General features: G+C 67.9%; 19 protein-coding genes and 1 other RNA gene. 7 read left to right on the forward strand and 13 right to left on the reverse strand.

Going from position 1 to position 17,144, the window contains the following annotated elements; genetic code table 11:
* Positions 1–42: 42 nt before the first annotated feature.
* Entirely contained in the window at positions 43–2,880 is a 2,838-nt protein-coding gene (locus A5727_RS11740) for an MMPL/RND family transporter (protein ID WP_068249181.1), read from the reverse strand.
* Positions 2,881–3,174: 294 nt separating this feature from the next.
* Between A5727_RS11740 and A5727_RS11745 the strand changes: the two genes are divergently transcribed.
* Positions 3,175–4,008: an aminoglycoside phosphotransferase family protein gene (locus tag A5727_RS11745; RefSeq protein WP_231992047.1), complete on the forward strand. Its 834-nt coding sequence runs from the start codon at positions 3,175–3,177 to the stop codon at positions 4,006–4,008.
* Here the strand turns inward: A5727_RS11745 and A5727_RS11750 are convergent.
* The 3 genes from A5727_RS11750 to A5727_RS11760 form a co-directional block, all read right to left on the reverse strand.
* Positions 4,005–4,886, reverse strand: coding sequence for a DMT family transporter (locus A5727_RS11750; protein ID WP_068249182.1), 882 nt, complete (start codon positions 4,884–4,886; stop codon positions 4,005–4,007). The two genes, A5727_RS11745 and A5727_RS11750, sit on opposite strands and share 4 nt — an antisense overlap.
* On the reverse strand, positions 4,879–5,742 hold the full coding sequence (locus A5727_RS11755) for an SDR family oxidoreductase (RefSeq protein ID WP_082949751.1): 864 nt from the start codon (positions 5,740–5,742) through the stop codon (positions 4,879–4,881). The genes A5727_RS11750 and A5727_RS11755 overlap by 8 nt, the downstream gene beginning before the upstream one ends.
* Positions 5,743–5,860: 118 nt before the next feature.
* Positions 5,861–6,688 carry a lytic polysaccharide monooxygenase gene (locus A5727_RS11760; RefSeq protein ID WP_068249183.1) on the reverse strand — a complete coding sequence of 276 codons (828 nt, stop codon included), beginning with the start codon at positions 6,686–6,688 and terminating at the stop codon, positions 5,861–5,863.
* 301 nt (positions 6,689–6,989) lie between these two features.
* Here A5727_RS11760 and A5727_RS11765 point away from each other — a divergent pair, with 301 nt between their 5' ends.
* The gene (locus A5727_RS11765) at positions 6,990–7,955 is read left to right on the forward strand and encodes a lytic transglycosylase domain-containing protein (protein WP_068249261.1); all 966 of its coding nucleotides are present in this window, start codon (positions 6,990–6,992) and stop codon (positions 7,953–7,955) included.
* Between the two features lie 17 nt (positions 7,956–7,972).
* Here A5727_RS11765 and A5727_RS11770 read toward each other — a convergent pair whose 3' ends face one another.
* From A5727_RS11770 to A5727_RS11780, 3 genes are all read right to left on the reverse strand, one after another.
* Positions 7,973–8,746 carry an SDR family NAD(P)-dependent oxidoreductase gene (locus A5727_RS11770; RefSeq protein ID WP_068249263.1) on the reverse strand — a complete coding sequence of 258 codons (774 nt, stop codon included), beginning with the start codon at positions 8,744–8,746 and terminating at the stop codon, positions 7,973–7,975.
* Between the two features lie 159 nt (positions 8,747–8,905).
* Positions 8,906–9,273: a transfer-messenger RNA gene (gene ssrA, locus A5727_RS11775) on the reverse strand.
* Between the two features lie 89 nt (positions 9,274–9,362).
* The gene (locus A5727_RS11780; protein ID WP_502687675.1) at positions 9,363–9,578 is read right to left on the reverse strand and encodes a hypothetical protein; all 216 of its coding nucleotides are present in this window, start codon (positions 9,576–9,578) and stop codon (positions 9,363–9,365) included.
* A 10-nt stretch (positions 9,579–9,588) separates the two neighbouring features.
* Between A5727_RS11780 and A5727_RS11785 the strand changes: the two genes are divergently transcribed.
* Genes A5727_RS11785 through A5727_RS11805 form a run of 5 tightly spaced genes read left to right on the forward strand, consistent with a single transcriptional unit; the run spans position 9,589 to position 12,274 of the window.
* Positions 9,589–10,458 (forward strand): LLM class F420-dependent oxidoreductase, encoded by an 870-nt coding sequence (locus tag A5727_RS11785; RefSeq protein ID WP_068249265.1) that lies wholly within the window; start codon positions 9,589–9,591, stop codon positions 10,456–10,458.
* A gap of 4 nt (positions 10,459–10,462) precedes the next feature.
* Entirely contained in the window at positions 10,463–10,810 is a 348-nt protein-coding gene (locus A5727_RS11790) for a DUF488 domain-containing protein (protein WP_068249184.1), read from the forward strand.
* Positions 10,807–11,238 carry a hypothetical protein gene (locus A5727_RS11795; RefSeq protein ID WP_068249185.1) on the forward strand — a complete coding sequence of 144 codons (432 nt, stop codon included), beginning with the start codon at positions 10,807–10,809 and terminating at the stop codon, positions 11,236–11,238. The genes A5727_RS11790 and A5727_RS11795 overlap by 4 nt, the downstream gene beginning before the upstream one ends.
* A 17-nt stretch (positions 11,239–11,255) precedes the next feature.
* Positions 11,256–11,600, forward strand: a complete 345-nt coding sequence (locus A5727_RS11800) for a cupin domain-containing protein (protein ID WP_068249186.1) — start codon at positions 11,256–11,258, stop codon at positions 11,598–11,600.
* Positions 11,601–11,656: 56 nt separating this feature from the next.
* Positions 11,657–12,274 (forward strand): GNAT family N-acetyltransferase, encoded by a 618-nt coding sequence (locus A5727_RS11805; RefSeq protein WP_068249187.1) that lies wholly within the window; start codon positions 11,657–11,659, stop codon positions 12,272–12,274.
* 14 nt (positions 12,275–12,288) lie between these two features.
* Here the strand turns inward: A5727_RS11805 and mbtN are convergent, their stop codons facing one another.
* From mbtN to crcB (A5727_RS11835), 6 genes are read right to left on the reverse strand one after another with little or no spacing between them, the layout of a single operon-like run.
* Positions 12,289–13,458 (reverse strand): mycobactin biosynthesis acyl-ACP dehydrogenase MbtN, encoded by a 1,170-nt coding sequence (gene mbtN, locus A5727_RS11810; RefSeq protein ID WP_068249188.1) that lies wholly within the window; start codon positions 13,456–13,458, stop codon positions 12,289–12,291.
* Positions 13,455–15,032: a long-chain-fatty acid--ACP ligase MbtM gene (gene mbtM, locus A5727_RS11815; RefSeq protein ID WP_068249189.1), complete on the reverse strand. Its 1,578-nt coding sequence runs from the start codon at positions 15,030–15,032 to the stop codon at positions 13,455–13,457. The genes mbtN and mbtM overlap by 4 nt, the downstream gene beginning before the upstream one ends.
* Complete coding sequence (gene mbtL, locus A5727_RS11820) at positions 15,029–15,289, reverse strand: mycobactin biosynthesis acyl carrier protein MbtL (RefSeq protein ID WP_068249190.1); 261 nt, start codon at positions 15,287–15,289, stop codon at positions 15,029–15,031. Before mbtL ends, mbtM begins: the two co-directional genes overlap by 4 nt.
* Before the next feature lie 50 nt (positions 15,290–15,339).
* Complete coding sequence (locus A5727_RS11825; protein ID WP_068249269.1) at positions 15,340–16,332, reverse strand: DUF190 domain-containing protein; 993 nt, start codon at positions 16,330–16,332, stop codon at positions 15,340–15,342.
* Positions 16,329–16,697, reverse strand: a complete 369-nt coding sequence (gene crcB, locus A5727_RS11830; RefSeq protein WP_068249191.1) for a fluoride efflux transporter CrcB — start codon at positions 16,695–16,697, stop codon at positions 16,329–16,331. Before crcB (A5727_RS11830) ends, A5727_RS11825 begins: the two co-directional genes overlap by 4 nt.
* Positions 16,694–17,092 (reverse strand): fluoride efflux transporter CrcB, encoded by a 399-nt coding sequence (gene crcB / locus A5727_RS11835; RefSeq protein WP_157521341.1) that lies wholly within the window; start codon positions 17,090–17,092, stop codon positions 16,694–16,696. Before crcB (A5727_RS11835) ends, crcB (A5727_RS11830) begins: the two co-directional genes overlap by 4 nt.
* Positions 17,093–17,144: the final 52 nt, after the last annotated feature.

Below are 17,144 nucleotides of genomic sequence, written 5' to 3' on the forward strand. Positions count from 1 at the left end.
CCTCCGCGGAGCCTGAACAGCGTCAACTGGACTTCGGTGCGCTCACCGCGCCACGCCGATCTCGGCCAGCCTGCGCGTGGACGCCTCGGACCGGATGATCTGCGGCCACCAGAACCACCGTCCGAGCAGTGAGGCGATGGCCGGGGTCATGAACGACCGGACCACCAGCGTGTCGAACAGCAGGCCGAGGGCGATGGTGGTGCCGACCTGAGCCATCACCCGCAGGTCGCTGAATGCGAAGGACGCCATCGTGAAGGCGAACACCAGGCCCGCCGACGTGACCACCGAACCGGTGCCGGCCATCGCGCGGATGATCCCGGTCTTGAGGCCTCCCGGCAGCTCCTCCTTGAATCGCGACACCAGCAGCAGGTTGTAGTCCGAGCCGACCGCCAGGAGCAGGATGACCGACATCGGCAGCACCATCCAGTGCAGTTCGAGGCCGATCAGGTGCTGCCACAACAGGATCGACAGACCGAACGATGCGCCCAGGGACAGCACCACCGTGCCGACGATCACCGCTGCCGCCACCAGGCTGCGGGTGATGAGCAGCATGATGATGAAGATGAGTGCCACCGCGGCGATTCCGGCGATCATCAGGTCGTAGAGGGAGCCGTCGTGCATGTCCTGATAGGTGGCCGCCGTCCCGGCCAGGTGGATCTTGGCGCCCTCCAACGGTGTGCCCTTGAGCGCCTCCTTGGCGGCGAGTTTGATCGGGGCGACATGCGCGATGCCCTCGGGGGTCGCGGGGTCACCCTCGTGACTGATGATGAACCGCACCGACTTGCCGTCGGGGGAGATGAAGTTCTTCATGCCACGCTTGAAGTCCTTGTTGTCGAAGGCCTCCGGGGGCAGGTAGAAGGTGTCGTCGTTGCGGGCGTCGTCGAACGCGCGACCCATGGCCGTCGAGTTCTCCTGTCCCGCGGCCATCTGATCCTGCAGACCCTTCTGCGTCTGATACATCGTCAGCATGTAGGTCTTCATGTTCTTCATGGTCGCGATCTGCTCGGGCAGCAGTGTGACCAGTTGTGGCATCAGCGAATCGAGTCGTTCGAGGTCTGGGACCAGCGTCTGGATGTCGTCGGTCATGGTGTCGATGCCGTCGAGGGTGTCGAATATCGACCGCATGGACCAGCAGACCGGGATGTCGTAGCAGTGCGGCTCCCAGTAGAGGTAATTGCGGATCGGTCTCAGGAAGTCGTCGAAATCGGCGATGTGATCGCGTAACTCGGCCACGTCGATGGTCATGTCCTTGGTCTTGACCACCATGTCGTGGGTGGTCTCGGCCATCTGCGCGGTGATGCTGGACATCTTCTCCATCGCGTCGATGGTGGTCTGCATCTCGTCGGTCTGCACCAGCATGTCGGCCATGCGGTCCTGCTGGTACTTCTCATTCATCGTGTTGGAGGTGCCCTGGCGACTGAGCAGGAACGGAATGGAGGTGTGCTTGATGGGCTTGCCCTCGGGACGGGTGATCGTCTGCACGCGGGCGATGCCGGGGACTGCGACGATCGACTTGGCGATCTTGTCGATCACCAGGAAGTCCGCCGAATTGCGCAGGTCGTGATCGGTCTCGACCATCAGCAGTTCGGGATTCATCCGGGCGGCGCTGAAATGCCGCTCTGCTGCGGCATATCCGACGTTTGCGGGCAGGTCGGACGGCAGATAGCGGCGCGCGTCGTAGTTGGTCTTGTAGCCGGGCAGCGTGAGCAGGCCGATGAGCGCCAGGGCCAGCGTCGCAGCCAGAATGGGGGCGGGCCAACGCACCACCGCGATGCCGATCCTGCGCCAGCCGCGTGATCGGATGGCCCGCCGTGGTTCGAACCGGCCGAATCTGCTGCCGATCACGATGATCGCGGGACCCAGCGTCAGTGCCGCGACGACGGCCACGAAGGTGCCGATGGCACACGGCACGCCCATCGTCTGGAAGTAGGGCAGGCGGGTGAAGCTCAGACACAGCATGGCACCGGCGATGGTCAGGCCGGAACCCAGAACGACATGGGCGGTACCGCCGAACATGGTGTAGTACGCGGTCTCTCGGTCGTCGCCGTCGCCTCGCGCCTCCTGGTAACGGCCGATCGCGAAGATCGCGTAGTCGGTGCCCGCCGCGATCACCATCAGCGTGAGCAGATTGACGGCGAAGGTGGACAGGCCGATGAGGTCGTAGTGTGCGAGGAAGGCGACCACACCGCGCGCGGCGCCGAGTTCGAGGAACACCATGAGCAGCACCAGGAGCATGGTGGCCACCGATCGGTACACCACCAGCAGCATCGCCGCGATCACTCCGATGGTGATCATGGTGACCCTGGCGACGCTCTTGTCGCCGGCATGGTGCTGGTCTGAGATCAGCGGTGCGCCGCCGGTCACATAGACCGTCAGGCCAGCGGGTGGGGGAGTCTGCGCGACGATCTCCCGCACCGCAGCGACGGAGTCGTTGGCCCGGGTCTCACCCTGGTTGCCCTGAAGGTACAGCTGGACGTACGCGGACCTGCCGTCATTGCTCTGCACGCCCGATGCGGTGAGCGGGTCGCCCCAGAAGTCGGCGACGTGCTGGACGTGGGCGGTGTCGGCTTCGAGCTTGTCGACCAGGCGGTCGTAGTAGTGATGGGCCTCGTCACCCAGCGGTCCGACGCTCTCCAACACCACCATGGCGCTGGAGTCGGAGTCGAACTCCTTGAAGACGCTGCCCACGCGTTTCATGGCGATCATCGCCGGGGCGTCGTGGGCGCTGAGCCCGACGGTGTGCTCCTCGCCGACCTTCTCCAGTGGCGGGACCAGCACGTTGGACAGCACTGTCAGCGCCAACCAGCCGAGCAGGATCGGCACCGCGGCCAGGCGGATGACGTGGGCGATCCGCCCGTGCGCGGCACGCGTCGTGCTCATCGCCGAAATATACGTAGCCCATCAAAGTTTTCGCCGGGCATTCGACGGCAGACGACGGTGATTGACAGCGAACTCACAGGTGGCGTGAACGCCGGGGGCCGGGGACTACCGGAGCTCGGCCGTGCGCGCTCCGTCGTCGGCGGTGCAGGACGCACACGCGGGGGAATCCAGGTCGAACTGACCGCAGGTGGGGCAGATGAAGGGGATCATGGGGGGTCGCCTTCCTGTCATGGGGAGCGCTGATCGTGTCGCAGCGTGCTGGGCCTGTACCCGCGGCGCCCTACGGTGAAACGCGTGGGTGACGCGATCGGTGCGGTGGTGGACAGAATCGTCGAGGAGTGGCAACTGCGCCCCGACGGCCCGGTGATCCGGGGGTCCCGGTCGGTCCTCCTGCCGGTGCGCACGTCGGCCTCGCTGCCGGCCGTGCTCAAGGTGGGACACCCCGGTGCGGCGGACACCCAGGAGCACCTTGTGCTCCGCCGGTGGGCCGGTGACGGCGCGGTCCGTCTTCTGCGGGCCGACCCACACCGCCGTGCGCTGCTCATCGAACGCCTGCACGCCCGCAGCCTGCTCGCGGTGTCCGACGCGCAAGCCTGCGTCGTGATCGCCGATCTGTACCGACGCCTGCACGTGCCGCCGCTGCCCCAGTTGGGTTCGCTGGCGTCTCTGGTGCAGAACTGGGTGCAGGATTTCGAGGCGCTGCCCCGCAGCGCGCCGATACCGCATCGTCTCGTCGAGCAGGCCAGCGCGACGGGGCGTGAATTGGCAGGGGAGCGTAGCGATTCCGAGCGCACTCTGCACGGAGACCTGCACTACGGCGCGGTGCTGGCCGCCGATCGCGAACCGTGGCTGTGCATCTCGCCGCGGCCGGTCAACGGTGACCCGCACTCCGAGATCGCGCCCATGCTCTGGCACCGCTGGGATGATCTCGCCGGCCATGTCCGAGACGGGGTCCGGGCGCGGTTCTGGGCGCTGGTCGACGCCGCGGATTTCGACGAGGACCGTGCGCGGGCATGGGTGATCGTGCGTGTCGTTCATCAGGCGACTCGCGAACTGACCAGGGGCGCTGGGGCAGACGACGCAGCGGTGACGCGATGTGTCGCGATCGCCAAGGCGGTCCAGGATTAGGTCGGCGAGACGCGGGCTCGCACCGCGACCAGGCCGCCGCCGATGACCAGGGCCATGCCCACATACGTCAGCAGGGTCGGTCGGTGGTCCCAGACGAGCCAGTCGATGATCGCGGTGAACACGATGACCGAATAGATGAACGGGCCCACCTTCTCCGCTGACGCGTAGCGGTAGGCGATCACGATGAGAAGCTGCGAGAGCAGCTGAGCCACCCCCAGACCGATCAGCGCCGGCCAGGCCCGGCCGGGGAACGGCTGCCAGTCCAACACCGCGATGGGCACGGAGAACAGCGTGGAGAGCAGGAAGTAGTAGAACAGGATTCGGCCCGTGGGCTCGGTGGCACCCAGCCAGCGGACCGACATCATCGCGACGGCCAACAGCACCGCGCCCGCCAATGCCGCCAGTTCGCCGGTGTTGAAAGACTTTCCCTGCGGCTGAAGCACCAGCAGCACCCCGACGAACCCGATTCCCGCGCCCAGCCAGGTCACGCCCGCCGAGCGTGTCCGGGTGGCCATCCACGCGACGGCCGGCATCCACAGCGGAGCGCTGTAGGTCAGCAGAGTGGCGTTGGCCAGCGGGATCTGCGTGATGGCGAAGAACAAGGCATACCAGCATGCGGTGCCGGTGGCCGCTCGGAGGATGTGCAGTGCGATCCGCTCGGTCCGCAGAACGGCCCATCCGCCCCGCAGCGCGACCGGAAGAACGAAGACCAAACAGATCAGATTCTGGAACAGCAGCAGCACCCCGGTCGAGGTGTACTGCCCGCAGACCTTCGCCAGCGTGCCCACGAGTGCGACGCAGAAGAACGCGACGGTGGTGAGAACCGCTGCCAGGGGCAGGTTCTCGGGCCGGTGGCCGGTGGGCCGTGGCTCAGTCATGGGGCGCGTGGCCGGCCCTGGGGCTGCGACGGTTCATCAGTCGGGTCTCGCGTTCGAGGACGCCGTTGAGTGCGCGAGGAGAGATGACGTCGAGGGCGCGCAGCGCGACCGCCTTGCGGGGTGCGATGCGCACCGGGCGGGTGCGGGCGGCGTGGACCATCCACCGTGCGGCCTCGTCGGCCGAGAGGGCGGCAATGCCGTCGTAGGCGCGGGTCGGGGCGATCATCGGAGTGGACACCAGCGGGTAGTAGATGGTGGTGGAAGCCACGCCCTGGCAGCCCCATTCGGTGCTGATGACTCGGCTGACGGCACTCAGCGCCGCCTTGGATGCGTTGTAGGCGGCGAACATCGGCGACGACTCCGGAAGCACCCGCCAGGTCGCGACGTTGATGATGTGCCCGTCGCCGCGTTCGATCATCCCCGGTGCCAGCCCACGGATCAGACGCAGCGGGGCGTAGTAGTTGAGTTGCATGACGCGTTCGATGTCATGCCAGCGCTCCAGCGATTCAGCCAGCGGCCTGCGGATCGACCGCGCGGCGTTGTTGATCAGGATGTCCACCGGGCCGACTGATTTCGCCACTTCGTCGACCGCGTCGAGGTCGGCGAGATCGGCGGGCACAGCCAGTGCGTGGCCGCCGACGGCGGTGATCTGATCGGCGATCTGCGTCAACAGATCGGCTCTGCGTGCGACGAGGATGACCGATGCGCCCTGTGCGGCGAGCCCGCCCGCGGCCACCGCGCCGATCCCCGATGACGCGCCGGTCAGCAGAATCCGCTTGCCGCGCAGGTCGATGCGCGCACCACCCGGCCAGCGCGGCAGTGGGCGCATGCCGGCCATTCGCATCGCCCGCTTCATCTCTGGAATCACTGCCCGCCTCTCGTGCCGGGCCTCTCCCAGCGCTGTCAATCTAGGGTGTGACCCGGCTGGGCGCAGCGGATCGGAGGATTCGCGGGGGCGGGCGACCCGGCTGCGCTCAGATGGGCTGCCAGAGTGCGGGTGTGGCCGGCGGCATCCAGTTCGGATCGTAGACGGTGTGCGCCTGCCGGCACCGGTAGGACCTGCCGTTGTAGGTGACCGTGTCGCCCACCGCATATTTCGCGCCGACGGTCCATGACGTGCCCGACGGCGGTTTGGTCGTGGTCGGCGCCTGCGTGGTGGTCGACGGTTTGGTCGTCGTGGTGGCGGGCGCTGTTGTCGTGGTGGTGGGTGCCGTCGTGGTGGTGGGTGCCGTCGTGGTGGTCGGTGCTGTCGTCGTGGTGGGTGTTGTTGTGGTCGTTGGTGTTGTGCCGCCGCCGATTTCGAGGTCGACACACGAATAGAACGCGTTGGAGGTGTCGCCGATGTTCCAGATCCCCAAGAGCTTCTGGCGGCCACTGAAACCGTCGAGATCCACAGTGTGGGTCACCGTCGCACCGGGTTGCGCATTGTTGCCATTGACATAGCCCACCCTGGTGTTGCCGATGTAATACTCCCAGTTCGCCGTTCGGTGGCGCGCGGTGTTCGTCCAGGTGAAGGTCGCGGAATTGCCCACGGGCGTCACCTTCCACGGCTTGCTGTCGTCATTGAGTTCGGCGAACTGCGACAGGTTGGCGTGGCAGCTGCGCAGGCCCTGGGGGCCTTCCACGCTCTGCGGTTCGTATCTGATGGCACCGCACTGGACGACGCCGGACGCGCACTGCGCCTGACGGCTGCCGGGCGACGAGATGTAGCCGTGCGCTTGCGCTTCCGGCATCGGCAGCGCGAAGAGAAGAAGCGGGGTGATTGCGGCGACACCGAGTGAGGATGCGGTGGGTTTCTTCACTTGTCAGTTCTCCCTTGATGTCTCGCGGTTGGCCCGGGTTCGGGGATCGAGCTGAGACAACGGACGCTACAAGCATCAGGTGGGCCGCAACTATGTTTCGCGTGCGTCAATACTGCAACCGGTCGATAACGATCCGGAGAAGCGTGAGTTCTGTTCGAGGTCATGAAGCACGGCGCGGCAGGCGCCGTCACCCCATGCCGCGGCCGGGGGTCGGTGATCTGAGAGTCAGAGCCGATCACAGGCCATCCACGCGGGTTTCGGCGAGACTGGGCGTCGACGGTCGATCGAAGGTGTGCGGACCATGACCAATGCGTCTTCCGGCGGGACTCGTTCTGCGTTTCTTGTCGCTGTGGTGCTGACGCTGAGCGGGTGCTCGGACGCCGAGAATCCGGCGCCGACCACGGCGACCACGACGACGGTGACCACGGCCGGCGCCCCATCGTCGCGGCCGGAGGTCCCGCGCGGGGCATTGGCCAAGGATCCCGTGCAGCTCGCCGATGACCTCTTCGACGATGAGCAGGCCCTGCGCGATCCGTCGTCGACAGAGGCCGCACTTGCCGCCGCGGCTGCGCGGCAGCAGGCGGCCTATCGCGTGCTCGGACGCCGTCGGGACTGGGAGCCGATCGTGCGGCGTCGTGTGCCGCCGGCACTGTTGGAGAGCTACGACCGCAACATCGACGCGCGGCGCAACCTCACCGCGTTGGGGGAGAGCTCCGGCGTCCGCGACACGGTTCCGGCATGGCGCATCGTCGCACCGGCGCCGGCCGAGGAACTGCTGGGGCACTTCCGCGAGGCGGAGGCGGCCACCGGTGTGCCCTGGGCGCACCTGGCGGCGATCAACATGATCGAGACCGGCTTCGGCCGGATCGAGGGCACGAGCACCGCCGGTGCTCAGGGGCCCATGCAGTTCATGCCCGCCACCTGGGCCGAATACGGTGCCGGTGGCGACATCCACGCGCCTCGCGACAGCATCATGGCGGCGGCCCGTTTTCTCTCCGCACAGGGCTTTGCGGCCGATCGCGACCAAGCGCTGTTCCGCTACAACAACTCCGACAGATATGTGCGGGCGGTCAACGACTACGCCGCGGTGATGGACTCGGACCCGGCGGCGTTTCGCGCCTATCACCGGTGGGAGGTCTACTACGTCACCGTCGTCGGCGATGTGCTGCTGCCCGTGGGCTATTCGGAGACGGCGCCGGTCCCGGTCACGGAGTATCTGGGCCGTGTCTCGCCTTCCTCACCGGCGGTCACCACGCCGACGCGGTGACCTCTGCCTCGCGCCGGCTACTGCGCGAGGTATCCGCCGTCGACAGGCAGCACCGCGCCGGTGATGAAAGAGGCGTCGTCAGAGGCAAGGAAGGCGATGGCGCTGGCGACTTCGGCCGGCTCGCCGAGACGGCCCATCGGATGCATCCGCTCGACCGTCGCCAAATATTCCGAGCCACCCGGCTCATCCCGCATCTGATTGACCCGCTCGGTTTGAATCGTTCCTGGGGCAACGGCGTTGACTCTGATCCCGTGATCGGACCACTCGACCGCCAGATGTTTGGTCAAGCCGGTGGCGATGAACTTGGCGGGGCCGTAAGCCGCCTGCCGTTTCTGGCCGGCCACCCCGGAGATCGAGGAGAGGCAGACGATGGCGCCACCGCCGGTCGGCAGCATCGCCTCGATCGCGAACTTGCACGTGAGGAACATGCCGCGCCCGTCGACGGCCATCACCTCATCCCAGCCGTCGGGGGTCATCTCCGTCGCATCGCCGAGCGGGATGATGCCGGCGTTGGCGACCAGCACGTCGAGCCGGCCGAAGCGGTCGGTCGCCGCCCCGATCATCCGCCGCGCGTCCTGCTCGACCGCGACGTCGCCGATGACCGTCTCGACCTCCGCGTCGGCCTGCCGCAGTTCGGCGGCCAGGGCCAACAGCGGATCACCCTGAATGTCGGTCAGGGTCAGCCGTGCGCCCTCACGCGCGAAGCGCTCAGCGGTCGCCCGACCGATGCCGAAGGCCGCACCGGTGATCACCGCGGATTTCCCGCCGAGGCGTCCTTGTCCGTGGATCACCGCGTCGCCATCGCAATCCGGAAACCGCCGTTCGGGCCTGTGTGCATCGCCGTATCGTGCCACCGCAGGTCGAACGGTGTCCGGTTTTCGGTCGCCGCGGTGTGCGTGGGGACCGAAAAGAAAACAGGTCAGAGATGTTCTCTCTGACCTGCTTCTTCTCTGTGGAGCTGCCGGGAATCGAACCCGGGTCCTACGGCATTCCCTCGAGGCTTCTCCGTGCGCAGTTCGCTGTGCCTCTACTCGGATCTCTCAGTCACGCGAACAAGCCGAGATGACGATCCCAGTCGCTGTTGGGTGTCCCGATGAGTCCCGCGACCGAACTCATCGGTTGATCCCTCTAGATGACGCCAGGGTCCGGGTCGAGGGCGGTCCCGGTCTGACGGACTAGCTTCGCTTAGGCAGCGAGAGCGTAGTCGCGCTGATTGGTATCGGCGCTTAATTGGTTGCAACGACGCTTACGGTGGTCTCTTGCCTGCACCGGCACGCTTCCCTTGATTCGATGCGCGAAGTCGAAACCGTTCAGCCCCTCGCGCACATCCCGCCGACTTTCGGCGGGACTCGTCCATCTTACCGGCAGGCCCGACAAGGGCCAGCGATTAAATGTCTCAGACCGGTATCAGTCCAGGTCAGAGTCGCGTTCGCCGAGGTAGGCGAGCAGTGCGGCGTCCTCGGAGGTGAGGCGGTCGACCTCTTCCCCGCCGTCGCACGTGACCAGCGCCACCGTCACCGAACCGGCGCCGCGATGCAGCACCCGCCAGTGCGCGCCGGACTGCTCCCACCGTTGCAGTACCGCAACCGGATCGAGGCTCATTCCCATGATCTTGCCTGCCATGATCGGCCGGGTGGAGATAGGACTGCATGCCCTCGGCATCGACTCGGGCGCCGAGCGCACGGTGATCGATGCCGTGGCCGCGGCGGCCGAACGGGCCGGATTCTCCACGCTGTGGGCCGGCGAACACATCGCCATGGTCGACGAGTCCTCGTCGCGCTACCCCTATTCGTACGACGGCCGGATGGCCGTGCCGGCAACCGCGGACTGGCTGGACCCCTTCATCGCGCTGAGCTTCGCCGCGGCCGCCACCACCAGGATCGAACTGGCGACCGGCGTGCTTCTGCTCGCCGAGCACAACCCGGTCATCGTGGCCAAGCAGGCCGCGTCGTTGGACAGGCTGTGCGGGGGACGCTTCACGCTCGGGGTGGGTGTCGGGTGGTCCCGCGAGGAGTTCGACGCGCTCGGGGTGCCGTTCGACGGGCGGGCACAGCGGGTCCAGGAGTACGCCGCAGCCATGCGCACCCTGTGGCGTGACGATCCGGCGTCGTTCCACGGCGAGTTCGTGAACTTCGACGGCATCCGGGTGAACCCGAAACCGCGGCGCGGACGAATTCCGGTGGTGCTCGGCGGCAACAGCGACGCCGCACTGCGCCGGGTCGTGGAGTGGGGTGACGGCTGGTACGGCTACAGCCTCGGCGATCTGGAGGAGGTCGCCGAGCGGGTCTCGCTGCTGCGGGGACTGTGCCGTTCGGCCCACCGTGATCCGGGTGACCTGAGGTTGTCGGTCTCGTTGCGGCACCCCTCGCCGAATGACGTGGGCCGGCTCGCCGACATCGGCGTGGACGAACTGGTGCTGGTGGGAAGTCCGCCGGCTGATCCGATCGAGGCGGAGGCCTGGGTCGGTGACCTTGCCCGCCAGTGGATGTGGGTGCTGCACTGACCTGATGCAGATGAGGCGCGTCTACGACGCCGTCGAGTCAGACGAGGGCCGGCGGGTCCTGGTTGATCGGCTGTGGCCACGCGGCATCGCCAAAACGGATCCACGAGTGGGGCGCTGGCTCCGGGATGTGGCACCGTCGACCGAACTGCGGCACTGGTACGAACACGACCCGGCGAAGTTCGACGAGTTCGTTGCGCGTTACCGCGCCGAACTGGCCGACGGGCCCGCGGCCGAGGCCCTGGCCGAACTGCGTCGCCTCGCCAACGAGGGACCTTTAACCCTCGTGACGGCGACCAAAGACCTCAATCTGAGCCACCTGATCGTGTTGACTCGTCTGTTGGAGGGCACATGATGGGCGAATCAATCGCTGTGGCAGCAGTTTTCATCTGGCTGGGAATGGTGCTGGCGATCTCCTTCGTCGAGGCGCCACTGAAGTTCCGCGCACCGGGGGTGACGTTGCAGATCGGCCTGGGCATCGGCCGGCTGGTGTTTCGCGCGCTCAACGCCTGCGAGGTCGTGCTCGCCGCAGCGGTCCTGGTGGGTGCCGTGCTGCATCGGCCCTCGACGGCGACGATGGTGGCACTGGTGCTGGCCGTCGCCGCGCTGGTCATCCAGTTGGCGGCGGTGCGTCCGGCGCTCACCCGCAGATCCGACAGGGTTCTCGCCGGATCTCCCGATGCGGGCGAGTCCAGGTCGCGGGTTCACTACGCTTATGTCGCGCTGGAGATTGTGAAGGTCGTGGCCCTGGTGGCCGCCGGCATCCTGCTGCTGGGCGGGTGAGCTGAAAGAGGTGCGGTGTGGAATCGATTTCGTTGACCGACGTGGTCGAGGCGCAGCTGACGGCGGCCCGTGCGGCCAGCAGCGGGCGATCGGCCCACACGGTGCGCGGCGGTCACGATCACTTCCTGCGGGAGACCGTGATCGCCCTGGCCGGCGGGCAGGGTCTGGCCGAGCACGACAGCCCGGGCGAGGCCACGCTGCAGGTTCTGCGCGGCCGGGTGCGCCTGGTGGCCGGCGACGACTCCGTCGAGTGCTCGACCGGCGATTTCGTCGTCATTCCGCGGACCCGCCACTCGCTTGAGGCGCTTGAGGATTCCGCGATCCTGCTGACGGTCCTGGCCGACAGCCGCGAAGCGCACTGAAGCGCTGAGGGTAAGGTAACCCTAGCCTCACAGCTCGGGTAGGCTCAGCGGTCACGATGACTGATTCCGTTTCGTCCACCGCGCTGCCTGTTCTGCCCCGCGAACTCACGGACATCTCCGACGAGGTGCGCGCGGTGCCGCCGCCCCCGACGCCGGTGCTGGCCGACCCGTACGCGATCAGGGTTGTGGACGCGGATGCGGACGCCGCACTGATCTCGGAATGGATGAACCGACCGCACCTGGTCGAGGCGTGGGAGTACCCCTGGCCCGAGGAGCGTTGGCGCGACTACCTGCGCGCGCAACTGGCCGGGCAGTATTCGCGCCCCCTGATCGGCAGCTTCAAGGGCGAGCCGCTGGCCTACGTCGAGGTCTACCGCGCCGCCAAGGACTCCATCGCGCCACGGTATGACGCCGACCCGCATGACCTGGGTCTGCACGCGGCCATCGCCGACATGCGCATCGTCAACCGGGGTTTCGGCCCGCTCCTGCTGCCGCGCCTGGCCAAGAGCCTGTTCGAACTCGAACCGCAGTGCCAGCGCATCATGTTCGACCCGGACCACCGCAACTCGGCGGCCCGGCGCCTGTGCGAATTCGCCGGCTGCGAGTTCCTCGGCGAGCACGACATGGCCAACCGCAGGATGGCGCTCTACGCCCTGCACCGGCGGCGGGACTGAAGCCCGCGCCGGCATCAGTCGGAAACTGCGTCGCCGATGAGTTCGGCGTAGCCGTCGTGGTCGGGCTTCATCGCCGCGGCCACCAGTTCCCACAGCACCTCGTCGGTGCCGCCGCCCACGCGCGCCAGCTTCATGTCGCGCCACCAGCGGCCCAGCGGTGTCTCGTCGACGAGGTATCCCGCGCCGCCGAAGATGTGCATGCACTCGTTGATGACCTCTTCGCCCAGGCGGGCGGCCGTCACCTTGAGTGCCGCCGCGGTGCGCAGATCCAGTTTGTTCACCGCGGCGACCCCGTTGAGCCCGTGCCGCAGCAGATCGACTCGGGCCTGCATGTCAGCCATCCGCATCCGCAGCGCCTGGTGCTCGAAAAGCGTTGAGCCGAACTGCCTGCGCTTGACCATGCGGGCGTGGGTGATGCCCAGCACGCGCTGGCACGATGAGGCGACCTGGCCGGCCACCGACATCCGTTCGTGGGCCAGACCCCAGGAGATGGCGGCCAGGCCGGTCCCGGCGCGTGCGATCAGGGCCTCGGCGGGCACCCAGGTGTCGATGTGCACCGCGGCGGTGTCCAGTGGTCCGGCGCCGACCTTGCGGTAGGGCGTCTGGATCTCGGTCTGCGCGGTCGGGACCGCGATCAGGGCCACGCTGCCGTGGCGGCTGTTGGGGTCGTGGTCGACACTGCGAGCCACCACCATGATGTGATCGGCGATGGGGGACAGGGACACGAACTTCTTGATCCCGCGCACTTCGAAACCGTCTCGTGCCGAACGGATCTCAGTCTCACAGATCTGCAGATCCGATCCACCGGACTCCTCGGAGGCGCCGATGCACAGCACGGCCTGGCCCCGGATGGCCTGCTCGCAGATCTCCTTGAGGTGATCGGACTTGCCGAACCTGCGCAGGATCGCGATCGCCGAATCATGCAGGCTGACACCGACGCCGATGCCGGCCGAGCCCAGCCGCCCCAACCGGTAGGCCAACTCGAGGAGCTTGGCGACGTCGGGGTGCTGGGAATCGCCCCACTTGGCGGTGAAAACCCCTGAGCGGCCCAGGTGTTCGATGAGTTTACGAGGAAAGCGTTCGGTCTCCTCGGCCTCTGCGGTCCACGCCGTCACGCGGTCGTCGAAGACCTCGGCGAGCAGTTCGCGGTACTCCTCGAGCGAAGTCCCGATGGTCGCCGTCATGCTCGAACCCCTTCCAGGTCGCGTTTGACCTCGAGTCGGCGCAGCTTGCCCGACGATGTGCGCGGCAGCGACCCCGGGGCGAGGAACACCACATCTGCCGGCACGACCCCACATTCGGAGGCCACGCGTGAGATGAGTTCACCGCGGGCGCCGTCCTGATCGGGGCCGCGGAATTCCGCGACGATCACCAGGCCGGGACGCGTCGATCCCTCGTCGGTGCCGACCGCGACGACGGCGCCCTCGCGCACCCCGCGCACGCCGGCCGCGACGCGTTCGACCTCGGTGGGGAAGATGTTGCGCCCCGCCACCGTGATGAGCTCCTTGGCGCGCCCGCAGACCACCAGACCGCCGTCGGTCAGATAGCCGATGTCGCCGGTTCGGAACCATTCGCCGGGAGCCAGGCTTTCACCGCCGAGATACCCCGACATCATCGAGGTGCCGCGGATCTCGACCTCACCCACGTCACGCCCGGCGTCCGCCGAGTGCTGCTCGGAGGGGGCGATGCGCAGTTCCATGCCGGGGATCGGTTCCCCGAGGACGGCGTGCCGGCGCACGGATTCCGTTGCCGGGTCCAGGAGTTCGTCGTAGTGCAGGCCGGTTCCCGGTGCGGGCGCGGTGACGGCGCAGGTGGCCTCCGCCAGCCCGTACGACGGTGCGGCGGCGCGCGGATCCAGTCCGAAACGGCTCAGTTCGGACAGGAACTGCGCGAACCCGTCGCAGTCGATCGGTTCGCCGCCGTTGATGGCGAATCGCAGTGCCGACAGGTCAACCTCAGGCACGCGGCGGGCGTACTTGCCGATCACGTTGTAGGCGAAATTCGGTGCGGCGGTCAGTGATGCGCGGCTCTGAGACAGCCACGTGAGCCAACGGAACGGAGACGCCGAGAATGCGGAGGTGGGCGCCAGCCACATGTCGGCACCCGAGAGTGCGCCACTGAGCAGGAACGTCAGGCCCATGTCGTGGTAGACCGGCAGCCAGGTCAGGCCGACGTCGATGCTCGGGTCCACACCGGTGTGCGTGAGCAGTCCGCCGACGTTGTTGAGCACGGCGTGCGGGGACAGTGCCGCCGTGCGGGGTGTGCCGGTGGAGCCGGCGGTGCCCTGCAGCACGGCGTGACCGGTGTCGTTGGGCACCGCGAGGAACGTCGTGGACCTCTGCCGGTGTGCGACGTCCGTGAGGTCGAGGAGACGCAGCGGCGATCCGGCGTCGCGCAGCAGGCCCAGGGTCTCGCCGGCCGACAGCACGGTGCCGACGCCGATGCCGGTGAACCGGGTCAGCGTGGAGGCCGCCCACTGGGCGGGGTCGGCGCCGCGGATCGGGGACGGCAGGATCGACACCGCGCGACCGGCCAGCCAGGCGCCCTGGATGGCGGCGACGAACTCGACGGAGACCTCGCCCACCAGGCCGACGTCGCCGGCCGGGCCGTCGACGATCCGCTCGGCGACGTTCTCGGCGCGGGTGTGCACCTCCTGCCACGGGTGGGGGACCCACTCGCCGCTGTCCCGGTCCAGCACCACCAAGCTGTGCGAGGACCGGGTCATGGACTGCGTCAGTGCCGACGCGAGGACGCTCACTTCTCGGCGGGGACCTTGGCCAGGATGGCGGCCTCAAGGTCGCCGACCGTGTCGCAGCTGAGCAGGTCCTCTTCAGACAGCGCCACCCCGAGCTTGTCCTCGATCGCGACCATGCCGACCGCAAACGCCACCGAATCCATGCCGACGTCGTCGACCAGGCGGGAATCCCGCGAGACGCGGCTCATGTCGACGTTGAGGTCGTCGCGCAGGATCTCCTCGAGAGCGGCCGTGACGGCTTCCGGGTGAGACGTTTCCATGGCGTGCGACGCTACACGGCGGGGTTAGCCAAGGCTAGGCTTACCCCCGCCTATGGCCCGTGGACCTCGACATCTTCGCAGATGATCAGCCCGTGCCGGGCGGTCAGTGTGTCCGCGATCTCAAACGCGCGGGCCACCCGCGCGGGGGTGTCGATGACCACGGTGGCCACCGGCACGCGCCGCGACAGTCGCGCCATCGTGTCCCCCCGCGGTGGCTGACCGTTCTGGAACCCCCACAGGCCGCGCAGGACAGTCGCGCCGGAGACGTGGCGGCCCTCGCGCAGGGCGCGGACGAGAAGCCGATGGATCGGCGCCCCGTCGTCGTGGTTGTCCTCCGCGGACCACACCGTCATCTGCTGGAAGTCCCCGGTGCCGGCGGGCGGGCTCAGCACCCGCCCGTCGCGCTTGCACACCTGCACCGGTTGGGCCGTCTGCAGCGTCCCGGCGAGGACGTCGGCCAGTTCCGCGGTCGCCAAGGCGACCTGGGCCGGGGTGCCGACGGCCGTCACGACCATCGGGACCTCGGCGTTGCGGCTGAAGAACCGGCCCCGACGGCGCTGCCCCGCCGCGATCCCGTCGACACCGAGAAACGCGGTGGCGCTGACGAACCCGAGCCGGTGCAACACCGCGCACACCACCTGGTACGCGGGAGTGCGGCCCACCCGTTGCTGGCGCCGCAGATACAGGTTCAGTTTCACCGGTCCGCTCACCAGCCCCTGCGTGCCCCCTGCGGCCACGGCGCGTTCGACGGTCACCAGTGCACGCCCGGTCAACGGGGCGATGCCGGCGACGAGCGCCTCGACCACCGACGCCTCGTCGACGGCGCTGATCAACACCGGCAGATCCTCCGACAGGGTCAGTGACTCGTCGGTGCGCGCGATGTTGTGCAGCCCGAAACTGGCCACCCCGCGCAACATGATGCTGTCGGCGACGCGGTGTTCGGCGAACCGGTCCAGCAGTGCATCGGCGAGAAATCCCGCGTCGACGCGTTCCCGCTCGGCGAAGTACACGCCGAGCTTGGCGGTTGGCTGCGCGGCGCTCACCACAGCCTCGCGATCGACTGGCCCAGCCAGGCCGCCGCGACGCCGAGCACCACGCTGACCACGATGTTGGCGATTGCCGGCCGGTACTGGCGCTCCTCGGCGAGCCGGTGGGTCTCATACATCCAGGTGGAGAACGTCGTGTAGGCGCCGACGAAGGCGGTTCCGGCGAGCAGGGCGGCGTGGTGGCTCAGCGCCAGGCCGGCGATGAAGCCCAGCAGCACCGCGCCCGTCAGGTTGACGGCCAGCGTGCCGTAGGGGAACGCGGCGGCCATCCGACGCGCGACCGCGCGGTCGACGACGAAGCGGGCCACCGAACCGAGGCCCCCGATCGCCGCCACCCCCAGCCACACCAGCGCGGTCGTCACGCACGCACCCGAGACCGGCGCACCAGTCCGGTGGCGACGTGGATGGCCAGCAGACCCAGGATCAGGCTCGCGGCGACGTAACCGGCGGCCAATCCGTAGTGCTGATGGGCGATCATCCGCACGGTCTCCACCTGCATGGTCGAGAACGTCGTCAGGCCGCCGCACAGGCCCGTGCCCAGCAGTGGCCGCCGGTAACTCGACAGGGGCAGTCGTTCGAGCAGTCGGGTGCTGAAGTAACCCAGCAGGAATGCCCCGACGATGTTGACGATGAACGTCGGCCACGGCCACTGCGCCGGGTCGGGCGCGGTCAGGTTCGCCAGGCCCGCGCGTGCCAACGTGCCCAGGGCCCCGCCGATGAAGACCGCGGCCAGTTCGCGGCTGTCGTGACCGAACACGAGGCAAAGTATGACGGGCGCGGTCGTCATGCGCGCACGGTCGGCAGAAGGT

The sequence above is a fragment of the Mycobacterium sp. ACS4331 genome, from assembly GCF_001667265.1.
Taxonomy (GTDB): domain Bacteria; phylum Actinomycetota; class Actinomycetes; order Mycobacteriales; family Mycobacteriaceae; genus Mycobacterium.